28 protein-coding genes are annotated in these 24046 nt (G+C 34.7%); 5 read left to right on the top strand and 23 right to left on the bottom strand.

What is annotated here, in order from left to right:
* Positions 1-30 precede the first annotated feature (30 nt).
* The 12 genes from groL to AC5YGD_RS05165 form a co-directional block, all read right to left on the bottom strand.
* Positions 31-1671 carry a chaperonin GroEL gene (gene groL, locus AC5YGD_RS05220; RefSeq protein WP_496140956.1) on the bottom strand — a complete coding sequence of 547 codons (1641 nt, stop codon included), beginning with the start codon at positions 1669-1671 and terminating at the stop codon, positions 31-33.
* A gap of 12 nt (positions 1672-1683) precedes the next feature.
* Positions 1684-1974, bottom strand: a complete 291-nt coding sequence (locus AC5YGD_RS05215) for a co-chaperone GroES (protein WP_496140955.1) — start codon at positions 1972-1974, stop codon at positions 1684-1686.
* 34 nt (positions 1975-2008) lie between these two features.
* A complete protein-coding gene (gene rpoH / locus AC5YGD_RS05210) occupies positions 2009-2848 on the bottom strand; it encodes an RNA polymerase sigma factor RpoH (RefSeq protein WP_496140954.1) in 840 nt (279 codons plus the stop codon).
* Between the two features lie 50 nt (positions 2849-2898).
* Positions 2899-3525: a guanylate kinase gene (gmk, locus tag AC5YGD_RS05205; RefSeq protein ID WP_496140953.1), complete on the bottom strand. Its 627-nt coding sequence runs from the start codon at positions 3523-3525 to the stop codon at positions 2899-2901.
* 23 nt (positions 3526-3548) lie between these two features.
* On the bottom strand, positions 3549-3815 hold the full coding sequence (locus AC5YGD_RS05200; protein WP_496140952.1) for an oxidative damage protection protein: 267 nt from the start codon (positions 3813-3815) through the stop codon (positions 3549-3551).
* Positions 3812-5341, bottom strand: coding sequence for a murein biosynthesis integral membrane protein MurJ (gene murJ / locus AC5YGD_RS05195; protein ID WP_496140951.1), 1530 nt, complete (start codon positions 5339-5341; stop codon positions 3812-3814). The genes AC5YGD_RS05200 and murJ overlap by 4 nt, the downstream gene beginning before the upstream one ends.
* 15 nt (positions 5342-5356) lie before the next feature.
* Positions 5357-6154 carry an acyl-ACP--UDP-N-acetylglucosamine O-acyltransferase gene (lpxA, locus tag AC5YGD_RS05190; RefSeq protein ID WP_416686152.1) on the bottom strand — a complete coding sequence of 266 codons (798 nt, stop codon included), beginning with the start codon at positions 6152-6154 and terminating at the stop codon, positions 5357-5359.
* Between the two features lie 5 nt (positions 6155-6159).
* The gene (fabZ, locus tag AC5YGD_RS05185) at positions 6160-6603 is read right to left on the bottom strand and encodes a 3-hydroxyacyl-ACP dehydratase FabZ (RefSeq protein WP_496140949.1); all 444 of its coding nucleotides are present in this window, start codon (positions 6601-6603) and stop codon (positions 6160-6162) included.
* 4 nt (positions 6604-6607) lie between these two features.
* Positions 6608-7612, bottom strand: a complete 1005-nt coding sequence (lpxD, locus tag AC5YGD_RS05180) for a UDP-3-O-(3-hydroxymyristoyl)glucosamine N-acyltransferase (RefSeq protein WP_496140948.1) — start codon at positions 7610-7612, stop codon at positions 6608-6610.
* On the bottom strand, positions 7609-8106 hold the full coding sequence (locus AC5YGD_RS05175; protein ID WP_496140947.1) for an OmpH family outer membrane protein: 498 nt from the start codon (positions 8104-8106) through the stop codon (positions 7609-7611). Before AC5YGD_RS05175 ends, lpxD begins: the two co-directional genes overlap by 4 nt.
* A gap of 7 nt (positions 8107-8113) precedes the next feature.
* Complete coding sequence (bamA, locus tag AC5YGD_RS05170; protein WP_496140946.1) at positions 8114-10429, bottom strand: outer membrane protein assembly factor BamA; 2316 nt, start codon at positions 10427-10429, stop codon at positions 8114-8116.
* A 139-nt stretch (positions 10430-10568) separates the two neighbouring features.
* Positions 10569-10934: a gamma-butyrobetaine hydroxylase-like domain-containing protein gene (locus AC5YGD_RS05165; RefSeq protein ID WP_496140945.1), complete on the bottom strand. Its 366-nt coding sequence runs from the start codon at positions 10932-10934 to the stop codon at positions 10569-10571.
* Between the two features lie 86 nt (positions 10935-11020).
* On the opposite strand from AC5YGD_RS05165, the gene dapF reads away from it, so the two are divergent.
* Positions 11021-11839, top strand: coding sequence for a diaminopimelate epimerase (dapF, locus tag AC5YGD_RS05160; RefSeq protein ID WP_496140943.1), 819 nt, complete (start codon positions 11021-11023; stop codon positions 11837-11839).
* On the opposite strand, the gene AC5YGD_RS05155 is transcribed toward dapF, so the two are convergent.
* From AC5YGD_RS05155 to AC5YGD_RS05120, 8 genes are all read right to left on the bottom strand, one after another.
* Positions 11836-12642: a symmetrical bis(5'-nucleosyl)-tetraphosphatase gene (locus AC5YGD_RS05155; RefSeq protein ID WP_496140942.1), complete on the bottom strand. Its 807-nt coding sequence runs from the start codon at positions 12640-12642 to the stop codon at positions 11836-11838. The two genes, dapF and AC5YGD_RS05155, sit on opposite strands and share 4 nt — an antisense overlap.
* Before the next feature lie 9 nt (positions 12643-12651).
* Positions 12652-13029, bottom strand: coding sequence for a Co2+/Mg2+ efflux facilitator ApaG/CorD (apaG, locus tag AC5YGD_RS05150; RefSeq protein ID WP_496140941.1), 378 nt, complete (start codon positions 13027-13029; stop codon positions 12652-12654).
* Positions 13007-13762 (bottom strand): 16S rRNA (adenine(1518)-N(6)/adenine(1519)-N(6))-dimethyltransferase RsmA, encoded by a 756-nt coding sequence (rsmA, locus tag AC5YGD_RS05145; protein ID WP_496140940.1) that lies wholly within the window; start codon positions 13760-13762, stop codon positions 13007-13009. Before rsmA ends, apaG begins: the two co-directional genes overlap by 23 nt.
* Entirely contained in the window at positions 13746-14708 is a 963-nt protein-coding gene (gene pdxA / locus AC5YGD_RS05140) for a 4-hydroxythreonine-4-phosphate dehydrogenase PdxA (protein ID WP_496140939.1), read from the bottom strand. Before pdxA ends, rsmA begins: the two co-directional genes overlap by 17 nt.
* A gap of 7 nt (positions 14709-14715) precedes the next feature.
* Positions 14716-15099, bottom strand: a complete 384-nt coding sequence (locus AC5YGD_RS05135) for a DUF2177 family protein (RefSeq protein WP_496140938.1) — start codon at positions 15097-15099, stop codon at positions 14716-14718.
* 72 nt (positions 15100-15171) lie between these two features.
* Positions 15172-16119 carry a lipoyl synthase gene (lipA, locus tag AC5YGD_RS05130; RefSeq protein WP_496140937.1) on the bottom strand — a complete coding sequence of 316 codons (948 nt, stop codon included), beginning with the start codon at positions 16117-16119 and terminating at the stop codon, positions 15172-15174.
* Positions 16103-16714, bottom strand: coding sequence for a lipoyl(octanoyl) transferase LipB (lipB, locus tag AC5YGD_RS05125; RefSeq protein WP_496140936.1), 612 nt, complete (start codon positions 16712-16714; stop codon positions 16103-16105). The genes lipA and lipB overlap by 17 nt, the downstream gene beginning before the upstream one ends.
* 6 nt (positions 16715-16720) lie before the next feature.
* Positions 16721-17008: a YbeD family protein gene (locus tag AC5YGD_RS05120; RefSeq protein ID WP_416686139.1), complete on the bottom strand. Its 288-nt coding sequence runs from the start codon at positions 17006-17008 to the stop codon at positions 16721-16723.
* Between the two features lie 70 nt (positions 17009-17078).
* Between AC5YGD_RS05120 and AC5YGD_RS05115 the strand changes: the two genes are divergently transcribed.
* The 4 genes from AC5YGD_RS05115 to mnmH all read left to right on the top strand — a co-directional run bounded on the left by AC5YGD_RS05115 (position 17079) and on the right by mnmH (position 20255).
* Positions 17079-17396 (top strand): rhodanese-like domain-containing protein, encoded by a 318-nt coding sequence (locus tag AC5YGD_RS05115; protein ID WP_496140935.1) that lies wholly within the window; start codon positions 17079-17081, stop codon positions 17394-17396.
* Between the two features lie 68 nt (positions 17397-17464).
* Entirely contained in the window at positions 17465-18124 is a 660-nt protein-coding gene (locus AC5YGD_RS05110) for a dUTP diphosphatase (RefSeq protein ID WP_496140934.1), read from the top strand.
* Positions 18121-19170, top strand: coding sequence for a selenide, water dikinase SelD (gene selD, locus AC5YGD_RS05105; protein ID WP_496140933.1), 1050 nt, complete (start codon positions 18121-18123; stop codon positions 19168-19170). The genes AC5YGD_RS05110 and selD overlap by 4 nt, the downstream gene beginning before the upstream one ends.
* Complete coding sequence (gene mnmH / locus AC5YGD_RS05100; protein ID WP_496140932.1) at positions 19167-20255, top strand: tRNA 2-selenouridine(34) synthase MnmH; 1089 nt, start codon at positions 19167-19169, stop codon at positions 20253-20255. The genes selD and mnmH overlap by 4 nt, the downstream gene beginning before the upstream one ends.
* On the opposite strand, the gene AC5YGD_RS05095 is transcribed toward mnmH, so the two are convergent.
* Genes AC5YGD_RS05095 through nrdA form a run of 3 tightly spaced genes read right to left on the bottom strand, consistent with a single transcriptional unit; the run spans position 20252 to position 23991 of the window.
* Positions 20252-20515: a 2Fe-2S iron-sulfur cluster-binding protein gene (locus AC5YGD_RS05095; protein WP_416650766.1), complete on the bottom strand. Its 264-nt coding sequence runs from the start codon at positions 20513-20515 to the stop codon at positions 20252-20254. The two genes, mnmH and AC5YGD_RS05095, sit on opposite strands and share 4 nt — an antisense overlap.
* A gap of 14 nt (positions 20516-20529) precedes the next feature.
* The gene (gene nrdB / locus AC5YGD_RS05090) at positions 20530-21666 is read right to left on the bottom strand and encodes a class Ia ribonucleoside-diphosphate reductase subunit beta (RefSeq protein ID WP_496140931.1); all 1137 of its coding nucleotides are present in this window, start codon (positions 21664-21666) and stop codon (positions 20530-20532) included.
* A gap of 9 nt (positions 21667-21675) precedes the next feature.
* On the bottom strand, positions 21676-23991 hold the full coding sequence (gene nrdA, locus AC5YGD_RS05085; RefSeq protein WP_496140930.1) for a class 1a ribonucleoside-diphosphate reductase subunit alpha: 2316 nt from the start codon (positions 23989-23991) through the stop codon (positions 21676-21678).
* Positions 23992-24046: the final 55 nt, after the last annotated feature.

Raw genomic sequence — 24046 nt, 5'->3', positions numbered from 1 at the left:
ATGGGGCTTTTTTTATAAAGACAAATAGTTTTACATCATGCCTGGCATTCCACCACCCATGCCGCCCATATCAGGCATTGCAGGCGCAGAATCTTGAGGCTTATCAGTAATCATTGCTTCAGTAGTTATCATTAAACCAGAGATGCTTGCTGCATGCTGAAGCGCTGCGCGAGAAACCTTAGTTGGGTCTAAGATACCCATTTTAAGCATGTCGCCATATTCTTCAGATGCCGCGTTATAGCCAAAGTTTCCTTTACCTTTTAAGACTTCATTTAAAACGACAGAAGCTTCGCCTCCACCATTAGAAACGATTTGTCTAAGAGGCTCTTCTAAAGCGCGTCTACAAATACTGATTCCAACGTCCTGGTCACTGTTATCACCTTTAAGTGAGCTCAGTGATGAAATAGCGCGAACAAAAGCAACGCCACCGCCTGGGACAACACCTTCTTCGACTGCAGCGCGTGTAGCATGAAGCGCATCATCAACACGGTCTTTTTTCTCTTTCATTTCAACTTCTGTCGCTGCACCAACTTTAATTACTGCAACACCACCAGAAAGTTTAGCTAAGCGCTCTTGAAGCTTTTCTTTATCATAATCAGAGCTAGTAGCTTCTATTTGAGTTTTAATTTGGCCAACACGGCTTACAATAGCTTTTTTAGCTCCTGATCCATCAATCAAAGTTGTATTATCCTTACCAATTTCAATACGTTTTGCAGTACCAAGATGCTCTTCAGTAACGCCTTCAAGTGATAAGCCAACTTCTTCAGAAATAACTGTAGCTCCAGTAAGAACCGCTATATCTTCTAATATAGCTTTACGGCGATCACCAAATCCAGGTGCTTTAACAGCAGCTACTTTGACAATGCCACGCATGTTATTAACAACAAGAGTTGCAAGCGCTTCACCTTCAATATCTTCGGCAATTATTAGAAGTGGTTTGCCAGCTTTTTGAACTGCTTCTAGTGCTGGCAGTAAGTCACGAATGTTTGCAATTTTAGAATCATGAAGCAAAATATATGGATGCTCCAAATCAGAAGTCATAGATTCTTGATTGTTTATGAAATATGGAGAAAGATATCCACGATCAAACTGCATTCCTTCAACAACATCAAGTTCATTTTCAAGTGTTGAGCCTTCTTCAACAGTAATTACCCCTTCTTTTCCAACTTTTTCCATTGCCTTAGCAATAATTTCACCAACAGATGTGTCTGAATTTGCTGAAATAGTTGCAACCTGAGCAATTGCTTCGCTATCTTTACAAGGTTGAGATGCTTTTTGTAACGCTGCAACAACAACTTCAGTAGCCTTATCAATGCCTCTTTTTAGGTCCATAGGGTTCATTCCTGCTGCGACTGACTTAACTCCTTCTGAGATTAAAGACTGAGCTAGTACAGTTGCTGTAGTAGTTCCGTCACCAGCAATATCATTTGTTTTAGATGCTACTTCTTTAACCATTTGAGCGCCCATATTTTCAAACTTACCTTCAAGTTCGATTTCTTGAGCAACTGAGACACCATCTTTAGTAATTGATGGAGCACCAAATGATTTATCAATAACTACATTTCTTCCTTTTGGTCCAAGCGTTACTTTAACTGCATTTGCAAGCGTGTTAACACCTGACATCATTAAATCTCTAGCTTCTGAGCCGAATTTTACGTCTTTTGCTGACATTATATTTCTCCTTTATTCTTCAATTACTGCAACAATTTCATCTTCGCTCATCACTAGAAGCTTTTCTTCTGCTACAGTGATTTCCGCACCTGAGAATTGACCAAACATTACTATATCGCCAACCTTCACATCCAAAGGAATTAAATCTCCTTGGGTACTAATTCTGCCATTTCCAGCCGCAACAACTTCACCTCTAGATGGTTTTTCAGTTGATGAATCAGGGATAATTAAACCACTTGCTGTTGTTTTCTTTTCTTCTACTCTTCGCACAATGACACGGTCATGTAAGGGACGGATTTCCATATTCTCTCCTGGTGTTGAACTACAAAATTTGTCGTTAAAGGTTTACTTGGCCTTCTAGACGTTCTTTAAGCTTTTTAATAGCTTTGTTTTCAAGTTGGCGAACCCTTTCAGCGGAAACACCATACTTGTCTGCTAAAGTATGTAGGGTCGATTTTTCTTCTTTCAAGTACCTTGCTTGCAAAATATCGATACTTCTTTCATCTAAAGAAGAAAGTGCTTGATAAAGCTTATTATGCTGGTCTTCTTGGTTTTTATCATTTAATACTAATTGCTCAGGGTTTTTACCAGGATCTGAGATGTAGTGCTCTGGAGTATATGTATCATCATCATCATTAACTTCAAAAGCAACATCGTTGAGCTGAAGTCTAGATTCCATTTCAATGACATCTTTTTCTTTAACACCAAGATCTTCTGCAATTATTTTGGCTTGCTCGCTTGTTAGAGACTGAAAAATATTTGCCTTCGCTTTTCTGAGTTTAAAGAAAAGCTTTCTTTGTGCTTTAGTTGTTGCTACTTTAACAATTTTCCAATTTTTAAAGATGTATTCATGAATCTCTGCACGAATCCAATAGACAGCAAAAGAAGATAGTCTAACTTTTTTATGAGGGTTAAAGCGTTTAACCGCTTTCATTAAACCAATCGTGCCTTCTTGAATTAGGTCAGCATTTTCAAGGCCATACCCTTTATAGCTATGCGCAATAAAAGCAACGAATCTCATATGAGCAAGAACAAGTCTTTGTGCAGCCGATAAACTGCCATTCTCATAGAGTTCAATAGCCAACTCATATTCTTGCTCTGGAGTTAGAATTGGAGGGTATTTTTGTACCTCTAGATCTCTAGATGTATTTTTTATCGATAATGCAAAATTACTCATAAATTTACTTAAAATGATAATTAAGGGGTAAATTATACCAAATTTTTCAGTTATATCAATTTTTTAAGTAGTTTTTTGTGTTTGATTGACTGCTCTTCTAAAGACAGGTGAGCGCGCTTAGATAGATTATTTGAAGAAACTATTATTGACTCTAAATCTGCTAAAGCAGCATTAAAATTGTCATTAATGACTAGATAATCAAACTCACTATAATGACTCATTTGATTTTCTGCATCCAACATTCTTTTTTTGATGATTAGCTCATCATCTTGAGCCCTATTCTTAAGCCTTAGTTCTAGTGCTTCTTTTGAAGGTGGTAAAATAAATATGCTAATTGCACTAGGTAAGTTCTGCTTAACTTGATGAGCACCTTGCCAGTCAATTTCCAGGATGACATCTATGTTATTGTTCAGATTGTCATTAATTAGTTTTTTAGAGGTCCCATAGAAGTTTTCAAAGACTTCAGCATGCTCAATAAATGCATCATCACTCACCATTTTTTGAAATTCAGCAACTGAAACAAAATGATAATTAGTTCCATTAACCTCACCGGCTCTAGGCTTTCGTGTCGTATGAGATATCGAGACGCGTAGGTTTGTAGTATTATTAATTAATGACTCAACAAGAGATGTTTTTCCGCATCCTGAGGGAGCTGCTACTATAAATAGATTAGACATTTTTTAATCAAATTTCCATATAATTATTTTGGTATATAACCCTCAATTTGATCAATGTCATGCTCTGAAAAAAAGTAATTTTCCATTTGTTCTTTTAGGTAGCTCTGTGATGACTCATCAAATAAGTTTAAATTATTTTCATTAATTAACATAGTTTGGTGGTCAAGCCACATTTGCCAAGCCTCTTTAGAGACTGAATCCAGTATCCTTTTACCGAGATCACCAGGGTAGGGGGCTCTTTCTAGCCCTTCTAGCTTTGTATCTAATTTAATGCAGTGAACTTCTTTCATAATTGTTTTAATCTAACTCCAAGTGTATAAAGCGTTAAAAAATATATTGCTATTGAAATGGTAATAGTTTTTGAAATAAGAATAGCCCTCTCTATTAGAGAGGATTCTAGGTAAAGGTCTATACTTGAATCAAAGTAATAAATATACAGCGACATTATAGTGACTGCAAATATTACTTTAACTAGCATTTTATAAAAAGTAATATGAAACCTAAATATTGACTGCTTGATTAAGAAAAAATATAGAATTGCAGCATTAATTAGCGCTGAGATTGATGTAGCCGCTGCTAAGCCAATGTGATCAAAGTACTGAACTAATATTAAATTTAGAACTATGTTTGAAACCATTGCAACTACGCCAGCTTTAACAGGAGTTTTGGTGTCTCCTCTTGATAGAAAAATTGGCGCAAAGATTTTTATTGCAATGAACGCCATTAAGCCAGAGCCATATGCCTGAAGACTTAAAGATGTTTTTTTAGCAGATAAGGCATCAAATGCATCATATTGAAAAAGCGTAATTATTAGTTCTTCTGCAAGCAGAACTAAACCAGCACAAGCAGGAAGTCCTAATAAAATTGCATATAAAAGAGCATTATCAATTGTGTTTATAAAGTTTTTAGTGTCATTTTTTGCATGATAGTTACTCAGTTTTGCCAGTGCAACAGTAGCTAAAGCAATACCAATTAAAGCTAGAGGAAGCTCTAGTAACCTATCTGAATAATATAGCCATGAGACACTTCCAGCTATAAGGGTTGATGCAATCATTGTGTCAACTAATAAATTAATTTGAGATACTGATACGCCAAACAAGGCTGGAAGCATTCTCTTTCTAAGTATTGAAAGTGCCTTATGATGACCAAACTGTAATTTAGGTAGTCGTTTTATTTTTCTTAAAAATGGAATTTGAAAGCCAAGCTGTATAATTCCTCCAATGAGGACGCCCCAGGCTAGCGCCATAATTGGCGTGGACAAGTATTTAGATAAAAATACAGCGCTAAGGATTAATGAAACATTTAGTAATACTGGAGTAAACGCTGGAATTATAAAATTATCATAAGTATTAAGGATAGATCCAGATAAGGCAGTAAGAGATATTAAAAGCAAATAAGGAAAAGTAATTCGCAGCATATCAGAGGCTAAATTAAACTGAGTTGCATCAGCTTTAAAGTAGAACCCCCATGCAAATAAAAGTATTATTAATGGTGCTATTACTATTGCAATAAGGGTAATAATCATAAGTATGCTGAGTAATTTAGTAGCAATATGATTAATTACTAATTGAATCTCTTCATCAGATTGATTGGCTTTTGACTCTGCCAAAATTGGCAAAAAGGCTTGTGAAAAAGCTCCTTCGGCAAATAGACGCCTAAAAAAGTTAGGTATTCTAAAGGCTACTAAGAATGCATCAGTTAGTTCATTAGCTCCAAAGAGCCTTGCAATAATAAAATCTCGAACTAGCCCTAAGATTCTTGAAATAAAGGTCATTGCAGCGACAATGCTGCTGGACTTTATGAAAGACTTAGACATAACAGAAAATACTATCTATTCATCAACTGGGCCGCGCATGATGCCCACTCTTGAGTTTCGTATACATTCTACAAATTGCATAACTTCGTGACTATCAGACTCTGATGCTTCAAGCTCACTTAGTGCATGGTCAAGAAGTCTGCCTTGAGAATCACGATAAACGACCTTAAAGGCACGTTTTATAGATGAAATTGAGCTTGCACTAAAACCTCTTCTCTTCATTCCAACAGAGTTAATGCTTCTTATTTTTGGATGGATACCAGCTGCAACCATGTAGTCAGGGATATCTTTATTAATTTGACTACCCATTCCAGCGTAAGAATGCCTTCCAATGCCACAAAATTGTTTAACTAAAACAAAGCCACCAAGTATGGCCCAGTCTGAAATTCTAACATGACCAGCTAGTGAGGCGTTATTAGACATAATGATATGATCACCGAGCTGACAGTCATGTGCAATATGAACGTACGACATGAGCATATTATTTGAGCCAATTCTTGTTAAAGAGTTCTCTTTTTCAGTGCCTCTGTTAATTGTGCAAAACTCTCTAATCATATTATCATCTCCTATTACTAGGTTGCTTTCTTGCCCATCTTGATAAGTAATATCTTGAGGATCACCACCAATAGAAGCAAAAGAGTAAATATGATTATTTTTACCAATTTTTGTAGGGCCAGCAATTACAGCATGAGAATCTATTACTGTGCCAGCGCCTATTTCAACGTTAGCACCGATAACGGCGTAAGCTGAGATTATTGCGCTTTTATGAATTTTAGCGCTTTCATGAATAATGGCAGAAGGATCAATAGACATAATTATTATTCAGCCGATTTTTGAGTACATAAAATTTCAGCAGAAGTAACTAATTTACCCTCAACTGAGGCCTTGCAGCTGAATTTCCATATGCCGCGTTTAACAGTAATAATTTCAGCATAAATTTCTAGTTGATCACCGGGCTCAACTATCCTTTTAAAGCGAACTTTATCAACACCTACTAACATGTAAATTTGACCAGTTTGCGGCTTTCCAACCTCAGATTTAAAAGCTAATATTCCAGTTGCTTGTGCCAAAGCCTCAATTATTAGGACTCCAGGCATAATAGGCTGGTCGGGAAAGTGACCAGTAAAATGTGGCTCATTAAAAGTAACATTTTTTATAGCTGTAAGACTTTTTCCCACTTCAAGGTTAGTTACCCGATCAATAAGTAAGAAAGGGTAGCGGTGAGGTAGAAAATTTTTAACCTCATTAATATTCATTTTCATAGGGTTATTTAATATTTTTTAATTTAATTTTTAGTAGAGTAGCAATTTTATCAAGTTTTGTGAGCCATACTCCTGCCTTTTTCCACTCTGAATGAAGCATAAGAGGAACAAAGCCAGTATAAATTCCTGGTTTTGTAATATTTCTATTGACTGTGCTTGTCGCGTTAACTACAACATCATCAGTAATTGTTAGGTGATCAACAATGCCTACCATGCCGCCAATCATGCATCTTTTCCCAATAATGGTAGTTCCGGCAATGCCAGTTTTTGCTGCAATAGCAGTATCACTTCCAATAATTACGTTATGAGCTATGTGAACAAGATTGTCAATTTTTACTCCATTATGAACTTCTGTATTATCGATAGAGCCTCTGTCAATAGTTGTGTTAGCCCCAATAGAGACATCATCGCCAATAATCACATCTCCAAGATGGGCAATTGCATGCCACTGGTTGTTTTGATCTTTTGCATTTCCAAAGCCTTCAGAGCCGATAACTGCGCCAGATGAAATTACACATTTTTTACCAATTTCACATCCTTTGTGGATTGTTACGTTTGATTCAATTAGTGAATTCATACCAATAGTGACATCATCTTCGATTACACAATTTGCTCCAATAGAAGTATTTTCACCAATAGTTACATTTTTACCAATAATACAACCTGGAGCAAAATGAACTTTACTGTAGGAGTTTATTAATTGAGAGGCTGTTTGAAAATGGTTAATGTTTTGATGGTTCTTAAATTCATGCGTTAATAACGCATAAGCTAAAGAAACATTTTTAACTAATAAAGCATTAGTAGGGCAATGCTCAATAAGCTTTTTATCAACAATTACAGCGCCGGCATTAGAGTTAATTAGAGATTTTTTATATTTCTGACTTACTGCATGTGAAATTTGATCTGAAGTAGCATTGTTTAAAGTATTCATTCCTATAATTTCTTTAGAAGATTCCCCATAAACTTTAGCATCTATTAGTTTAGAAATTTCTTCAAGAGTAAGCATCATAATGAATTATTTTGAATTCTTTGAATCACTTTATTGGTAATATTAACTTCATCACTTACAAAGGCGGCATTTTCATAAAGAATTAGATCATAGCTTTCAGAAATCGCCAGGTCATTAATTGTGTTGTTGATTAGCAGTTCAATTTTTTGCAGTAATTCGATTTTTTTAGTATTCATCGTTTCTTGCCAATACTCTGTTTCTTTTTTAAAACTTTCTTCAAGTAAAGTTAGTTTAGATAATTCTATTTGAAGATTTTCTTTTTTTTCACTCTTATTTATAGCGTTAACTTTCTCTCTAAGAAGTTCAATGTGTTTTGATAAATCTAGTAATTCTTGTTTTTTTGGCTCAAACTCTTTAGATATTTGGTCTATACTTTGTTGATATTGAGGTAAGTTATTAACAATTTTCTGCGTATCAATATAGCCAATCTTAACTGTGTCAGTCCATGCAGAAAAAGACAGTAATACTAAACAAGATATAGCTAAAATCCTCATGAAGATTTTAGAAACCAGTCCCTATAGATAGCCCAAAGTCTTCAGTAATATCGCCAGTTTTTTTCAAAACGGGAGTTGATATAAATGCTCCAATTGATCCAATTGGGCTTAGATAAGCAAATCCAAATCCAGCTGACATTCTTATATCACCAAGTTTAATATTTGAGCTTTTTTCATAGATATTTCCAGTATCTATAAACACACTCATTCTCATTTTGTCATTATCTTCAAAGAAAAAAGCAGGCGTTATAATGTTTGCACTTCCAAGTATTGAAATTTCACCACCTTTTGCTTTTCCATTTGGATAAAGAGGACCAAGCGTTTTATTTCCAAAGCCTCTAATGGATCCTGCTCCCCCTCCAAAATGGCGCTTATAGAAAGGTAAATGTTTACCACTATAGCCCTTTGAAAGGTTCAAATTACCAGTAAGTTTTAAAGTTGCTGTGGTATTAATGGGAGCATAGCTCGTATGATCTGCACTTATGTTGAAGTATTTGTAGTCCCCAAGAGGAAGAGATACCCCAAGATTTAACGAGTTATTAACGCCTTCTGTTGGGTACATATAATTATTTAGTGTATTTTCACTCCAACTAACATTTGCCTTAAATTCATCATTACTTTTTGAAGCACATTGGCTTGACTCATAACCAACTCCTGCGAAAAGTGTACTGCATTTGATATCATTTTTTGAGTATTCTAGGTTGGCATTAATTCTAGTATCATCACTAAGAGGAAGGCCGTATCCAAAAGTAACACCAGTTGAATCAATCTCATAGGAGTTTGCCGCTACATCATCATTATCAATTTCACTTTTGAATGCGCCAATACTTACACTATGACCTTCATCATTAAAATTTGGATTCATAAAATAAAAACTAACCTTGTTAAATGATTTTGCAATCTTGAGGTCGGCATTAAGAGTATTTCCAGATCCAAATATATTTTTTTCTTGAATTCCAGCACCAAAAGAAACGCCATAATTATTACTATGACTCATTGAAAAGCTTACTGAACCAGTTTGAGTTTCTTCTACATTAAAGTTAATATCAATCTTATCACTCATGCCTTCAACTTCAGAAGTTGAAATCTGAACATCTGAAAAGTAGCCAAGTCGCCTTAAGTTAAGTAAAGATTTCTTAAGTATGCTTCTCGAATATAAGCTACCTTCTGAGATTCCAATTTCCCTTCTAATGACTTCATCTTGAGTACGATTATTTCCAGTAATAGTTATTCTATTTAGGTATGTTTTTTTGTTTAAAGAGATCTCAAAATTAATATCAACAGAGTCCAAAAAATCTGATGTGATAGGATTAATTTCTACAAAAGCGTAACCTTGGTCAGCATATAGGTCTGTAAGTGACTGAATATCAGTGATAATGAGGTTTCGGTTAAAGATATCACCTTTTGACATAGAAACAGTATTATTAAGTTTGCTTAAACTTATGTTGCCAAGCTCTCCTTCAAACGAAACATCTCCTAGCTTATACTGAATGCCCTCAGATACTTCAATATTAATAGAAAGTTTCTCTTTATTTTCGTTAAGATCAGACTGAACATCAAGAACCTTAAAATCTAAATAGCCCGTATCAAAATATGTTTGTATCATCATCTCAATTCCGTTTCTTAGTTTAGACTCGGTGTAATCATCTTTATTTGTAAAATAGTTTATTAGAACCATATCGGGCTCACCTATCTTAAATAATTTCAACAGTTCCTTTTCAGAAATCTTATCTGAGCCAGAGATAACAAATGAATCTATAGTAGCTTGATTTCCTTGAGATACGATAAGCTCAATTCCAGCTCTATTCTGGGTATCTATTTCAATATTTTGAATAATTTTTGAGTTGAAATATCCAGCTTGAGAGTATTTAGATTCAAGAAGTAATAAAAAATCTTCTAGCTTTTTTTCTGTAAAGATATTTCCTGTTGAAAGTTGGTTTTCAGCAATCTGTTCATTTAGTATTTCAGAAGTAAAGTGTATTTTTTCACCTCTAAGCCAGTTAGAAAAGGCTGATCTTGAGTCTAATTCAATTTCTAGATACTTTATTATTGGATTTTCTTTTAACGTAATGTCAAGTGATTTTTCATTTTTAACAATACTGATGTTTTCAAATAGCCCAGTTTTAAACAGAGATTCAATGATTTGATCACTGACATAAGGTGAAAAGTCTTGACCAGTCTCAAAAGGCATTAAGGACAATAAAATACTTTCAGAGGTATTATTAAGCCCAATAAAATTAATTTTATTAATTGGATTGGCGAAGGCTTGTGTTGTAAAAAATAATAAAAGGAGAGCTGATAACTGAATGAATTTATTTTTCATTTTTTTTACCTAAATTAATTAATTTTTTATTTATATTAATTAAAATAAAAAATATAAATAATCTTTAGAGCAATTTTAACAAAATTACCAATCATATTGTCAAAGTAAAGCTAAAAATTATATTGTTAGCATTTATAGGCTAAATTTGAACTTCATGGTAATTGTTGCTGTTATTTTTATTTTCAACTCGGTTGAGGTAATCCAGCCAAAATTCATCTTTTTTGCTTCCAAGGTTATACAAATTACTCCAAGAATATATTCCAGTAGTATGGCCATCACTGAAATGAATTGCTATTGCATAATTTCCCATAGGAACAAGTGTTTGAATAGAAACATCTTGCTTATCAAGCTGAAGAGTTTCTTGCCCAGGTCCGTGGCCCTGAACCTCTGCTGATGGAGAGTAAACTCTAAGATATTCACTTGTCATGGTGTAATCAGTTCCATCAAACCTTATAGTAAGAACCTTTTTATCCTTGCTAAGAGTTATATTTGTAGGTGTATTCATTATTATTATTAGTTTTTTAATTAACTATAGATTTTAGCATAGCAGTATCTAAATAAATCATGATACAAAAGGTTAAAATATGAATCATGATATATTTTACAAAAATGCATGGCCTGGGAAATGACTTCGCAATAATTGATAATATCGAAGGTGATATTAGTTTTTCAACTGAAGAAATTCGAAAATTATCTGATCGTCGTTTTGGGATTGGCTTTGACCAATTGCTTATGGTTGAGAGTTCTTCATCAAAAGATGCTGATTTTCGTTATGTAATATTTAATGCCGATGGTTCTGAAGTTAACCAATGTGGAAATGGTGCTAGGTGTTTTGCTCTTTATATTCAAAAGAAAAATTTATCTTATAAAAACCCACTTTCTGTAGAAACTAATAATGGCATTATGGTTTTAACAGTCAACAGTGATGACTCTGTTCGGGTTGAGATGGGTGAGCCAAATTTTCTTCCATCCATAATTCCTCTTGATGTCAATGAAGAGAGTTCTGAATATATGGTTGAGGGTTTTAAAGTTGGTTCTTTATCGATTGGAAATCCTCATGCCATTTTGATTTTGGATGACATATCTGATATAGATCCTACTGCATTAAAAATTCAATCTTCTAATGACTTTCCTGAAGGTGTCAATGTTGGGTTTATGAAGGTATTAAGTAAAGATGAGGTTCAGTTAAGAGTTGTTGAGAGGGGCGCTGGTGAAACACTTGCTTGCGGCTCAGGTGCTTGTGCAGCTGTGATTCATGGTATTAGGCTTGGCCTGCTTAATTCAAAGGTAAAAGTGCGCTTAAATGGAGGCAATGCAATGGTTGAGTATGGCGGACAAAAAGTTTACCTTACTGGTCCTGGAGAGTTTGTTTATGAAGGCTCAATTAACCTTAGAAGCGCGCCATCTTAGCTAATTTCTAGTGAATTTTGTGAAATATAATTGTGATTCTCTAAGTCATAAGCTGTAAGTCTATCACCCCATACGCAACCATGATCTAGAGGGTAAATATTTTTAGAGTCAACATCTTTAAGTGATGACCAGTGCCCAAAAAATATTTTTTCATCAGCCATTAGTCGGTTTGAATGCAAAAACCAGGCTTCAAAGTTTTTTGGATTTTGATCAACATTTAACTTATGCTCAAATTCAAGCTCACCATCTTCTTTGCAAAAACGCATTCTCATTAAGGCATTTATTGTGTAACGAGAGCCTTCTTCATTAGAAAGGTTACTAGTCCATTTGTTTGGATAGTTGCCATACATTTTGGATAAAAATTTACTGACATTTTTTGACTTAAGGTTCTTATGAACTACCTCTGCATTTTTGATTACATCCAACTTGCTCCATTGTGGTGGGATTCCTGCATGAACAAAGAGTGCATTATTATGCTCAATTACAAGTGGCCTGGTAAGGAGATAGTCAAGTAAAACAGTTTTATCATTAGCTGATAATATGTCTAAGAATGTATCATTTTTGTTAGGCTGGCGCTCAGTTAATGCACAAACCAGTAGATGAAAATCATGGTTACCAAGAACCATGTCCATGTTATCTTGATTTGATTGAATAAAGCGGAGCGTTTCAAGTGAGTTATTGCCTCGATTAACAACGTCACCCAGGAAGAACAATCGATCTCTATCAGTGTTGAAATTAATTTTATTTAATAGCCCTTTAAGGCTTTTAAAACAGCCCTGAACGTCACCAATGGCATAATCCATAAGTATTGCCTAATGAAGGGTGTAAGGTTCGCTTAATGTAAACTCTGGAATGACTGCATCAAACCTTTGTCCTTGATCACTAATCATCCCATAAGAACCTTTCATGGTTCCCGTTTCAGTGCTAATTACTGCACCAGAGCTGTACTTAAAGCTTTCACCAGGAGAAAGGTGGGGTTGTTGTCCAATTACGCCTTCTCCAATAACCTCCTCAGTCTCCCCAGATTCATCTTGTATTAGCCAGCGTCTTGTTCTTAGTTGAGCCCCAGTCTCTCCATTATTCGTAATGGTAATTGTGTAAGCATAAGCATATTGACTATTCACAAGATTTGATTGCTCTGGTAAGTAGGTTACTTCTACATTTACTTCAATTTTGTTTTTCATAGTCATTCATTAAGGTTACAAAGTTTTCAGTGCTAAGCATTTCAGCTCTTTGAGATAAGTCAATTTCAGTTTGCGATTGATTTAATACAGATTTTAAACAGTTTTTTAGTGTTTTTCTTCGCTGGGAGAAGGCAAGTTTTACTATTTCCTCTAAAGGTTTTGAGTTTTTAACTAGCGGCTGCTCTTTCGTTTTCAGATAAAGTATAGCAGATTCAATTTTTGGCTGAGGTTCGAAAGATTCTTTTGGAACAACAAACATTAACTCAACCTCATAAAAAGCTTGCATCATAACGCTAAGACGTCCATAAGTCTTATTTCCTGGAGGTGCAACTATTCTATCAACAACCTCTTTTTGAAGCATAAAAGTCATATCAACAATTTGATTTCTATAGCCAAGAAGATGAAATAATAAAGGGGAAGAGATATTATATGGAAGATTTCCAATTACCCTAATTTTATTAGGAATTTGGCTGAAATCAAATGTTAGTGCATCTGACTGATATATGATTAGTTTTTCTTGTCCCTCTAATTCAAGCATAGAAACTAAATCTCGATCAATTTCAATAACACTTAAATGATCTAAATATTCAAGTAAAGGAAAGGTAATCGCTCCTTTTCCCGGGCCAATTTCTACAATACTATCATCATTTTTTGGGGATATTGTTGAAATAATTTGGTTGATAATTTGATGATCAACTAAAAAGTTCTGTCCAAATCTTTTTCTAGGCTGGTGACGCATTGTTAGTTAAAGTTTTGAAGTAGGATAGGGCTGTATTAAAGCTACCTAGACTAATATTACCAGTGCCTGCTAAATCTAAAGCTGTGCCGTGATCAACAGAAGTGCGAATGAAGGGAAGGCCTAAGGTTATATTGGCTGCATTTTTAAAACCTTTTGCTTTCAATACAGGCAAACCTTGATCATGATACATTGCTAAAACAACATCAATATTTTTTAATGAGTCTGGCGTAAAGGCAGTATCTGCTGGAACTGGTCCAATAAGATTGATACCACTCTTCTTGAGTGAATTTAAAGCAGGAATGATTGTTATTAGCTCTTCATCCCCAAGATATCCATTTTCACCTGCATGTGGATTAAGACCGCACACAAGAATTGACGGATCTTTGACTCCTAGGTACTTAAAATCATTATGAATTATGGTAATGACTTTTATAAGAGATTCTTTTGTAATATTTTTAGATACGTCTTTTAAGGCAAGATGAGTAGTAGCAAGGGCAACTTTAAGTTGATCTGTTGCAAGAAGCATTACAGTTTTAGGGGTTTGAGTTAAATCAGCAAGATATTCAGTATGACCAATAAACTCAATTCCTGATTGATTAATGACAGCCTTATTGATAGGGCCAGTCAACATACCACCACAATTCTTATTAACACAATCATTAGTTGCAAGCCTAATCAAAGATAGTACGTAATCTGAATTATCAGGGTTTAACTTTCCTGGCTCAACTCTTGACTTTGTTTTTATAGGATAAATACTTAGCTCGTTTGCTTTTCTTGTCTTATGCTCCTTTAAGGAGATAGGTAAATTAAGAAGTTTTGCTCGATTGATTAATACATCAGGGTCGCCATAAACCAGGAGATCTTCATGCCTTTCTTGTTGGGCGTATATGAGGGCTATGTCAGGACCAATTCCAGAGGGCTCGCCAGAAGTAAATGCAATAGACATAATTAAGCTAGTTTAATTTAGCTGAAGTAAATACAGTAAGAGTTGCTACAGAGCCAGATAGAATCATTCCCCATAGAATATCTGCGACCACTAGTTTGAGACTAAAGATATTCATAGTTGCATAAACGGTAAGGTCATAAGTTCCATAAGTTACTAGCCCATAAAAAGCACCAATCATAAAAACATTTAAAAGTGTATTACTAAGATTGGGATTAATAACAAAGAAAATTAAGCCTAATAAGAAAATTATATAAAACATGATTGCAGGAGCAACTTTAAGCTCCATAAGAGATGCAACCTCTTGTTTGTACATTGGCGTTGCAATAAAATATATCCAGAACACATCAATGATGCAGAAAAATACTAGAGCTATAAAGAATGTTTTAATCATAATATTATTATACTTTTTATCAAATTAAATAGTTATAAAAATCAAACAATGAGTGCTTAAATTTACAAGTTTTTATGAAACAAGCTCACCTTTTGCTTGAAGGTCTGCGTGGTAAGAGGACCTAACCATAGGGCCGCTTGCAACTTGATTAAAGCCAAGGTCATCTGCTATTTTTTTATATTTTTGAAACTGTTCAGGCGTAATGTATTCCTCAACTGCAAGGTGGTGCTTGCTTGGCTGCAGATATTGACCTAACGTTAACATATCAACATCATGAGACCTGAGGTCCTTTAGAACGTCAATCACTTGCCTTTCAGTTTCACCTACACCAAGCATAAGGCCTGATTTTGTTTTAACAGAAGGGTGTTTTTCTTTAAAGCTTTTAAGGAGGTCTAATGACTGTTCATAGTCTGAGCCAGGACGGACTTTGGGATAAAGGCTGGGCACCGTTTCCAAGTTATGATTAAAAACATCAGGCGGACAGTCTTTGAAAATATCCAGAGCTTTTTCAACCCTTCCTCTAAAATCAGGCGTTAAAATTTCAATTTTTACTTGAGGAGTTTTACTTCTAATAGCATCTATACACTCTTTGAAGTGGCCAGCACCTCCATCCCTTAAGTCGTCTCGATCAACCGAGGTAATAACAACATACTTTAGTGACATTTTAGAAATAGTATCAGCTAAATGAAGCGGCTCATTTGTATCTAAAGTTTTTGGCCTTCCATGGGCAACATCGCAAAAAGGGCATCTTCTAGTACATATTTGACCCATAATCATAAATGTAGCGGTGCCATGGTTAAAGCATTCACTAAGGTTGGGGCATTGAGCCTCCTCGCAAACTGTAAATAACTCTTGACTCCTTAATGTTTTTTTAAGTTCATTAACTTTTTTAGAGCCCGAGTGCCTAATTCTTATCCAGCTTGGTTTTTTTAATGGCTTTCTCTCAGAATCAGGCTTAATCTTAAGCCTACTAATTTTAGATTCACCTTTGAGTGCTTTAATTTCAAGTTCTTGAGACATAGTTCTTTAAATAATTAGATAAGTTTAGCTTGATGTCATAAATATTGAGTGCATTATCCGTTAGATTGGACATTTGGGTAACATTTAAATCACTATAACCGCAAGGGTTAATTAGCTCATAAGGCGCGAGATCCATATCAATATTTAGGCTTAAGCCGTGATAAGTTCTACCTTGTTTAACTTTGAGGCCTAGTGCTGCAATTTTTGAGCCGTCAACATAAACTCCAGGAGCCCCTGAAACTTTATGAGCTTCAATGGAATAATCAGCCAATAGGTCTATTATCGATTGTTCAATAAGAGAGACCATTTTTTTAATTCCAATTCCTAGTCTCTTGATGTCAATTAGGCAGTAAATTATTAATTGACCTGGTCCATGATAGGTTATTTGACCGCCTCTATCAGACTGCACTACTGGTATCTCAGTTTCTTTGAGAAGATGCTCTGGCTTTCCAGACAATCCTTGAGTGAATACGCTGTAATGCTCTAGTAGCCATAATTCATCGGGAGTTTCGATATTCCTAGATTCGGTAAAAGATTTCATTTCATCCCATGTTTGGGTGTAATCTGTAAAACCTTTGTCGCGTATTTCTAACATCAGATTTTATAAAAGATAGGAAACTAAAGGGGAGGCTTGTAATTCATGATTGATTGCATCAAGTTGCTTTCTACTTGTTGCAATAATCCTCACAGTTATTGAAACATATTTACCCTTAGAACTTTTTTTGGTAGTAATTTGATTATCATGAAGCTGTCCGATATGGCTTTCAACTATAGCGCAAATAGTTTGCTTTAGGTCAGGCTGATTTAACCCAAAAATCTTAATAGGGTAGTCACAGGGGAATTTAAAAATATCATCATTATTTTTACTCACAAATGAAATTTTACCCATTAAAGTTACTCGTACTTAATTGTTAAGAATAAAATATAATTCTAATATTAAAAATAACAAGAGGCTTGAAATGATAGATGACTTAAATCCCAAAGAATTTCAAAATTATCTAAGTAATAATGAGACTGTTCTTATTGATGTTAGAGAAAAATGGGAGTTGGATTTGTGCAAAATTGAGGGAGCAATTCATTGTCCCATGAGTACTATTGCTGAGTCATTTTCTGATCTTAATCCTGATGACACTATTGCAGTTTATTGTCATCATGGAATGAGATCAATGCAGGTTGCAAACTTTCTGATTTCGAAAGACTTTCAATCTTTAGTTAATCTTCAAGGTGGAATTGATGCATGGTCCAGAGAAATTGACCCTTCAGTTGATAGATACTAGGGACTTATTCCAAGCTATTAGTAATTAACTATCTATAATTTATTTATTCCTTAATACAGCAAAAAATTATGAATCAAATTGAACAAATGTTTACCCTTCAAAAGCAATTAAATGATGAGACAAATGGTGAGATATGGTTAACTGGGGTCACTCGAGAGAATAGAGAAATTTCCTGGTATCGAGGGATTTATATGGAGGTAGCAGAGGCAATTGACTCTTTCAATTGGAAGCACTGGAAAAATATTGAGGACCAGCCAGACTGGGATAATATTAGAGTTGAGTTAGTTGATATTTGGCATTTTGTAATGTCCGAGTCTATACGTATTGGTGATCAAGAATACGCAAATAAATTTTTAATGCTTGAGCCTAAGGGCAGTTTTGATGTTGATATTTTGGTTGACTCTTTAGAGGAAATATTGAGCTTATCTGTCGCCTCAAGTATTCAGTTAGAGACTAACAATATCCGTAAGATCACCGACTTATTTTTTACAATAATTTCCCATTTAGATATTGATATTGAGAATTTATACAAGCGTTATGTTGTTAAAAATCAACTGAATACTTTTAGGCAGCAAAATGGCTATAAAGATGGCTCATATATAAAAAATTGGGATGGTGTCGAAGATAATGTTGTTGCATTTCAAATTATGGATTCAAATCCATCAATTACGCCGTCTGATCTTTATAAAAAGTTAGATTCAAAATATTCTTTAATCAAATCAATATGAAAACTAATTTATCTTCAGTGAGGCTTACTGAATTCAGTCATGGCGCTGGTTGTGGCTGTAAAATTTCACCTAAGCTTCTAAAAGAAATTATAGGTACAAATATTAGTAGTTTTGTAGATCCAGGCTTATTGGTAGGAAATGAGTCGAGTGATGATGCTGCAGTCTTTGACTTAGGTGATGGTAGAGCGCTTATTAGTACTACAGATTTTTTTATGCCAATTGTAGATGATCCTTTTGACTTTGGTATGATTGCTGGAAGCAATGCTTTGAGTGACGTCTATGCAATGGGTGGTAGGCCACTAATGGCAATAGCAATATTTGGCTGGCCCATTAATAAACTCTCTGCAGATATTGGCGCAAGGGTCATAGAAGGTGGTCGTGAAATCTGTAGCCGCGCAGGGATTACATTGGCAGGTGGTCATAGTATTGACTCCCCAGAACCAATATTTGGCCTCTCTGTTTCTGGAATTGTTGATATTGATAAGCTTAAAAAAAATACAAGTGCACAAGCTGGCGATACTATTTTTTTAACAAAACCTCTAGGAATTGGAGTTTTATCAACGGCGCAAAAAAAGAAAGTAGTAAACTCAGATGATCACATTATGGCTGTAAAGCAAATGTGCGCACTAAATGATATTGGCTCTAAAGTAGCTAAAATTTCAGGTGTTAATGCAGTGACTGATGTTACTGGTTTTGGTTTAGCAGGGCATTTGCTAGAGGTTTGTAGAGGTAGTAACGTTTCTGCAGAAATATATTTTGATAAATTACCATTATTACCAAATATTTTAAAATATATTGAGGGGGGATGCGTTCCAGGAGGCACTGAGAGAAATTTTGATAGTTATGGTGAATCTATTTGTAAACTCTCTGATTTGGAGAAATCAATTATTTGTGACCCACAAACCAGTGGAGGTCTATTGATTACTGTTTCAAAAGAGGCCATGTTAGAATTTAATAAGCTACTAACTTCTAACAATATGAATCTTAATCCAATAGGAAAAATTATTAAAACTAGTGATAATTCTGAATCTATTTTCTTAAGATGAGCAGCTTCGAAGAAATTAATAATTTTTCGCAAATTTTTAAAGACAATAAGCCCTTGCTCGATATCAGAGCCCCCATTGAGTTTGCGAATGGATCTTTTCCAGGCGCTTTAAATCTTCCTCTGATGACTAATGAAGAAAGACATCAAATTGGTATTTGCTATACAGATAAAGGCCAAGAGTCTGCAATTAAACTTGGACATGAGCTTGTTAATGGGTCATTAAAAGAGCAAAGAATAGGCAATTGGCTCGATTTTGCTAATAAACATCCAACTAGTGCACTTTTTTGTTTTAGAGGGGGATTGCGCTCAAAAATTGCTCAAGAGTGGATTTATGAACAATCAGGAATTTCATTTCCTCGAATAAAAGGAGGATATAAAGCGATCAGGTCATTTCTTACTGATGAGATGAGTCGAATTATAAATGAAAAGAAGCTCTTAGTTTTAGGAGGCCAAACAGGTTGTGGCAAAACATTGTTATTAAATGAGCTTAATAACAGTATAGATCTTGAAGGATTTGCGAATCATAGAGGCTCTGCTTTTGGTAATGACGTAACTCCGCAGCCCAGACAAATTGACTTTGAAAACCAGCTAACTGTAGAGTTAATTAAGAAGGAAATTTATAATATATTTTTAATAGAAGATGAGGGTAATAATATTGGCATGATACACATGCCAGACGCTATAAAAATTAAAGCACGCCAGTCTGATATTATTATCTTAAATGCTAGCCTTGAACAGAGATTAAGTATTAGTTTAAAATCTTATGTTATTGATATGGCTCAAAAATTTATAGCTTTACATGGTGATTTTGGTTTTGAGCTGTATTCAAATTATTGGCTAAATTCTCTCTCCAAAATTCAAAAAAGATTAGGTGGAGATAGATATAAAATTCTTTTGAAACAATTAAATTTAGCGCTAATCAATCATCAAAAAAATGAAGATTTAAATGACTATTTACCTCTTATTGAGTCGCTTTTAGTTGATTACTATGACCCAATGTATAACTATCAAATTGAACAGAAAAAACAAAGAATCATTTTTCGAGGCAATTATGAAGAAGTCACTAGTTATCTTAAAGAAAGTTAAGATTTAGAGGTAATTTTTATATCAGTTATTGGTCTTGATCGACATGCAAGGATTTCTCCTGGGGATAATGGAACAAGGCAGTCTTTATGAATGACATCACCTTTCACAAGTCTTAATATGCAGCTTCCACAGTGACCTTGTCTGCAATTAAAATTTATTAAAACGTTGTTAGTTTCAAGCTCAGTTAATATTGATTCATCACCATATACATAGAGTGACTCTGTTTTTCCATTTATATTATCAACATCAATTTTAAACATTTAATGGGCAACATTTAGAGCTTAAAATCATCAAAATCTTGATCTTCTGCATCAATTGTGTTATCAATAGCACTAACCAAATATGAGGTAATTTCAGTTTCTTGAGGAGCAACTTGAACATTGTCTGAATCTAACCAATGATTGAGCCATGGAAGGGGGTTCGTTGTTTGCTCAAAGATAGGCTGCATATTTAATGCTGCCATACGATTATTAGTAATATATTCAAGATATTGTTTAAGGATTTCGGCATTAAGACCAATCATTGAGCCATCACGAAATAAATATTCTGCCCACTCTTTTTCTTGATTTGCGCCATCTTTAAACATCTCAATGACTTCTGCTTCGCACTCAATAGCAATTGCCTGCATATCTGGATCATCTTTACCATCACGCATTAAATTTAACATATGCTGAGTTCCGGTAAGATGAAGCGCTTCATCGCGTGCAATTAGTTTAATAATTTTTGCATTACCCTCCATTACCTTTCTTTCTGCAAAAGCAAAAGAACACGCAAAACTTACATAAAAACGAATCGCTTCTAAAATATTAACTGACATAATAGTTAAATAAACTAGGCGTTTGAGTGAGTATAAGCTGATATTAATTGACTCACCATTAATTAGGTGCTCACCCTCACCATGAAGCAAGTAAGCTTGAGTGTGCTTAATTAACTTGTCATAGTACTTAGAGACACTGGTCGCTCTCTGGATAATTTCGTCTGTCTTCATTATTTCATCAAAAACAATACCAGGTTCATTCATAATTGCTCTAATAATATGAGTATAAGAGCGAGAATGAATCGTTTCAGAGAATGCCCAGGTTTCAATCCAATTCTCTAGCTCGGGCAGTGAAACAATTGGCAAGAAGGCTATATTAGGTGAGCGTCCTTGAACCGAATCTAGCAAGATTTGGTACTGAAGATTGGAAATAAAAATGTGTTTTTCATTGGGCAATAACTTACTAAAGTCAATTTTATCCTTTGAAACATCTATTTCTTCGGGACGCCAAAAGAAAGAAAGTTGTTTTTCAGTTAGTTTTTCAAATATTTCAAATTTTTGTTGATCAAATCGGGCGACATTAACAGAATCCCCAAAGAACATTGGCTCTTTTAAGGTGTCATTTATTTCTTGATTAAAAATACTATAAGACATAATTATATTTTAGAGTTTGCAAACACCATCTTCACAATCATCATCTCCCTGTTTAGTGTTATTTTGGTCATCACCAGAGCCGTCTCTAGTCGTATGATAATAAAGCGTTTTAATTCCATACTTATAAGCTTTAAGTAAGTCCATTAAAAATAACTTCATAGGAACTCTACTTCCTTCGAATTGAGAAGGGTCATAATGAGTATTTGTCGAGATTGATTGATCCACGAATTTTTGCATAATCGCGCATAACTGAAGATAACCTTCGTTATCCTTTATATCCCAAAGAAGCTCATATTTTTTATGAAGTTTTTCATATTCAGGAACAACTTGTTTTAATATTCCATCTTTTGATTGTTTTACTGATATAAAGCCTCTAGGAGGCTCAATTCCATTCGTTGAATTCGAGATTTGAGATGAACTTTCACAAGGCATTAATGCTGTTAAAGTTGAGTTTCTTAGGCCTTTAGATTTAATATTTTTTCTAAGTGTATCCCAATCTAACTCTAGCTTTGTGGAGCAAAATGCATCAATATCTTTTTTGTAACTATCAATGGGCATTATGCCTTTTGCGTATTGAGTTTCAGAAAAAAGAGGGCAGGGACTAAGTTCTTCTGCAAGCTTATTTGAAGCTTTTAAAGAGTAGTATTGAAGTGCTTCAAAGGTCTTATGAATTAAGTCATTTCCTGAACCATCTGAATATTTGGCATCATTTTTAGCCAAGTAATATGCTAAGTTTGTTACTCCAATACCAAGTGTACGTCGATTGTTACTAGCAATCTCAGCTGATTTGAGAGGATAGTCCTGATAATCTAGTAATGAATCTAAAGAGCGGACAATAATTTCAGTAATGTCTTCAAGTTCATCAAGGCTATCTAACGCGCCTAGATTAACTGCAGAAAGAGTACAAAGAGCAACCTCACCTTTTTCATCTTGGACTGAAAACAGTGGTTTCGTTGGAAGTGTGATCTCCATACAAAGATTCGATTGTCTGATTGGAGCATACTCTGGGTTAAAAGCACCATGAGTATTACAATGATCAACATTTTGAAGGTAAATGCGACCAGTATTTGCCCTTTCTTTCATGAACATTGCAAATAAGTCACGCGCTTTAATGGTCTCCTTTCGGATTGAGTCATCACTCTCGTATTTCTCATACAGTTTTTTAAATTTTTTCTGATCAGCAAAAAAAGAGTCATATAAACCAGGAACATCATTTGGTGAGAATAGTGTGATATCAGAGTCTTTTAAAAAGCGCTCATACATTAATCCATTAAATTGAACACCATAATCAAGATGCCTAATTCTGTTTTCATCGGTACCAGTGTTATTTTTAAGCACTAATAAGCTTTCAACTTCAAGGTGCCATAGTGGATAAAATAACGTTGCGGCACCACCTCTAACGCCACCTTGGGAACAGGATTTAACAGCAGTATGGAAGTGTTTAAAGAAAGGTATACATCCAGTATGAGTTGCCTCCCCACCTCTAATTGGGCTTCCAATAGCTCTAATTTTTCCAGCATTTATTCCAATTCCAGCACGCTGCGAAACGTACTTAACAATTGCACCAGATGCAGCACTAATTGAGTCTAAATCATCATCAGTTTCAATTAAAACGCAAGATGAAAATTGACGCGTTGGAGTTCTAACACCAGCCATAATCGGCGTAGGAAGGGAAATTTTAAAGTTAGATGAGGCATCATAAAAGCGCTTTACAATATCAATTCTTGCTTTACCTTTATACTCTTGGAATAAGCACATTCCAACGAGCATGTATAACATTTGCGGTGATTCATGAATATCACCAGTCACTCGATTTTGAACTAAATATTTACCTTCTAATTGCTTAACAGCAGCATAAGAAAACTTCATATCACGCCAGTGATCAATATAATTATTAAACTCTTCAAATTCAGATGCGTTATATTTATCGAGAATATCTTTATCGTATATGCCTAATTTAGTCAGTTTTGTTACATGATCAATTAGAGAGGGAGGCGTAAAAGATTTGTAAGCCTTTTTTCTCAAATGAAAAATTGCTAATCGGGCAGCTAAATATTGATAATCAGGAACATCAATAGAGATTAAGTCTGCTGCAGATTTAATAATTGTTTCATGGATATCTTCAGTGCGGATACCATCAAAAAAAGCTAATTGAGCATTAATTTCAACTTGTGAAACAGAAATATTATCAAGGTCTTGAGATGCCCAATGAACAACACGGTGGATTTTTTCAAGGTCAATTGACTCTTTTGAGCCATCTCTTTTAGTAACTAATATTTCTTGATCGACTGCATTGTCTTTTACAGCCTGTATTTCTTGACTCAAACCCTACTCCTAAAAGATGTACTACATTTAGTGCTTACGGAGATAAATATACACT

The organism is Candidatus Pseudothioglobus sp. uisw_070 (assembly GCF_059512545.2).
The sequence above is the reverse complement of the archived record's forward strand: the minus strand, read 5'-3'. Positions and strand labels throughout refer to the sequence as shown.

Coding starts and splice junctions, on each gene's coding strand:
- dapF (WP_496140943.1), top strand. CDS start 11,021: ATGATATATTTTACAAAAATGCATGGCCTGGGAAATGACTTCGCAATA.
- AC5YGD_RS05120 (WP_416686139.1), bottom strand. CDS start 17,008: ATGGGTAAAATTTCATTTGTGAGTAAAAATAATGATGATATTTTTAAA.
- lpxD (WP_496140948.1), bottom strand. CDS start 7,612: ATGATGCTTACTCTTGAAGAAATTTCTAAACTAATAGATGCTAAAGTT.
- AC5YGD_RS05135 (WP_496140938.1), bottom strand. CDS start 15,099: ATGATTAAAACATTCTTTATAGCTCTAGTATTTTTCTGCATCATTGAT.
- AC5YGD_RS05215 (WP_496140955.1), bottom strand. CDS start 1,974: ATGGAAATCCGTCCCTTACATGACCGTGTCATTGTGCGAAGAGTAGAA.
- fabZ (WP_496140949.1), bottom strand. CDS start 6,603: ATGAAAATGAATATTAATGAGGTTAAAAATTTTCTACCTCACCGCTAC.
- AC5YGD_RS05095 (WP_416650766.1), bottom strand. CDS start 20,515: ATGTTTAAAATTGATGTTGATAATATAAATGGAAAAACAGAGTCACTC.
- lipB (WP_496140936.1), bottom strand. CDS start 16,714: ATGTTAGAAATACGCGACAAAGGTTTTACAGATTACACCCAAACATGG.
- rsmA (WP_496140940.1), bottom strand. CDS start 13,762: ATGCGTCACCAGCCTAGAAAAAGATTTGGACAGAACTTTTTAGTTGAT.
- murJ (WP_496140951.1), bottom strand. CDS start 5,341: ATGTCTAAGTCTTTCATAAAGTCCAGCAGCATTGTCGCTGCAATGACC.
- pdxA (WP_496140939.1), bottom strand. CDS start 14,708: ATGTCTATTGCATTTACTTCTGGCGAGCCCTCTGGAATTGGTCCTGAC.
- mnmH (WP_496140932.1), top strand. CDS start 19,167: ATGAGCAGCTTCGAAGAAATTAATAATTTTTCGCAAATTTTTAAAGAC.
- AC5YGD_RS05110 (WP_496140934.1), top strand. CDS start 17,465: ATGAATCAAATTGAACAAATGTTTACCCTTCAAAAGCAATTAAATGAT.
- apaG (WP_496140941.1), bottom strand. CDS start 13,029: ATGACTATGAAAAACAAAATTGAAGTAAATGTAGAAGTAACCTACTTA.
- groL (WP_496140956.1), bottom strand. CDS start 1,671: ATGTCAGCAAAAGACGTAAAATTCGGCTCAGAAGCTAGAGATTTAATG.
- gmk (WP_496140953.1), bottom strand. CDS start 3,525: ATGTCTAATCTATTTATAGTAGCAGCTCCCTCAGGATGCGGAAAAACA.
- AC5YGD_RS05155 (WP_496140942.1), bottom strand. CDS start 12,642: ATGGATTATGCCATTGGTGACGTTCAGGGCTGTTTTAAAAGCCTTAAA.
- lipA (WP_496140937.1), bottom strand. CDS start 16,119: ATGTCTCAAGAACTTGAAATTAAAGCACTCAAAGGTGAATCTAAAATT.
- AC5YGD_RS05200 (WP_496140952.1), bottom strand. CDS start 3,815: ATGAAAGAAGTTCACTGCATTAAATTAGATACAAAGCTAGAAGGGCTA.
- nrdB (WP_496140931.1), bottom strand. CDS start 21,666: ATGTCTTATAGTATTTTTAATCAAGAAATAAATGACACCTTAAAAGAG.
- lpxA (WP_416686152.1), bottom strand. CDS start 6,154: ATGTCTATTGATCCTTCTGCCATTATTCATGAAAGCGCTAAAATTCAT.
- AC5YGD_RS05175 (WP_496140947.1), bottom strand. CDS start 8,106: ATGAGGATTTTAGCTATATCTTGTTTAGTATTACTGTCTTTTTCTGCA.
- bamA (WP_496140946.1), bottom strand. CDS start 10,429: ATGAAAAATAAATTCATTCAGTTATCAGCTCTCCTTTTATTATTTTTT.
- selD (WP_496140933.1), top strand. CDS start 18,121: ATGAAAACTAATTTATCTTCAGTGAGGCTTACTGAATTCAGTCATGGC.
- AC5YGD_RS05115 (WP_496140935.1), top strand. CDS start 17,079: ATGATAGATGACTTAAATCCCAAAGAATTTCAAAATTATCTAAGTAAT.
- rpoH (WP_496140954.1), bottom strand. CDS start 2,848: ATGAGTAATTTTGCATTATCGATAAAAAATACATCTAGAGATCTAGAG.
- AC5YGD_RS05165 (WP_496140945.1), bottom strand. CDS start 10,934: ATGAATACACCTACAAATATAACTCTTAGCAAGGATAAAAAGGTTCTT.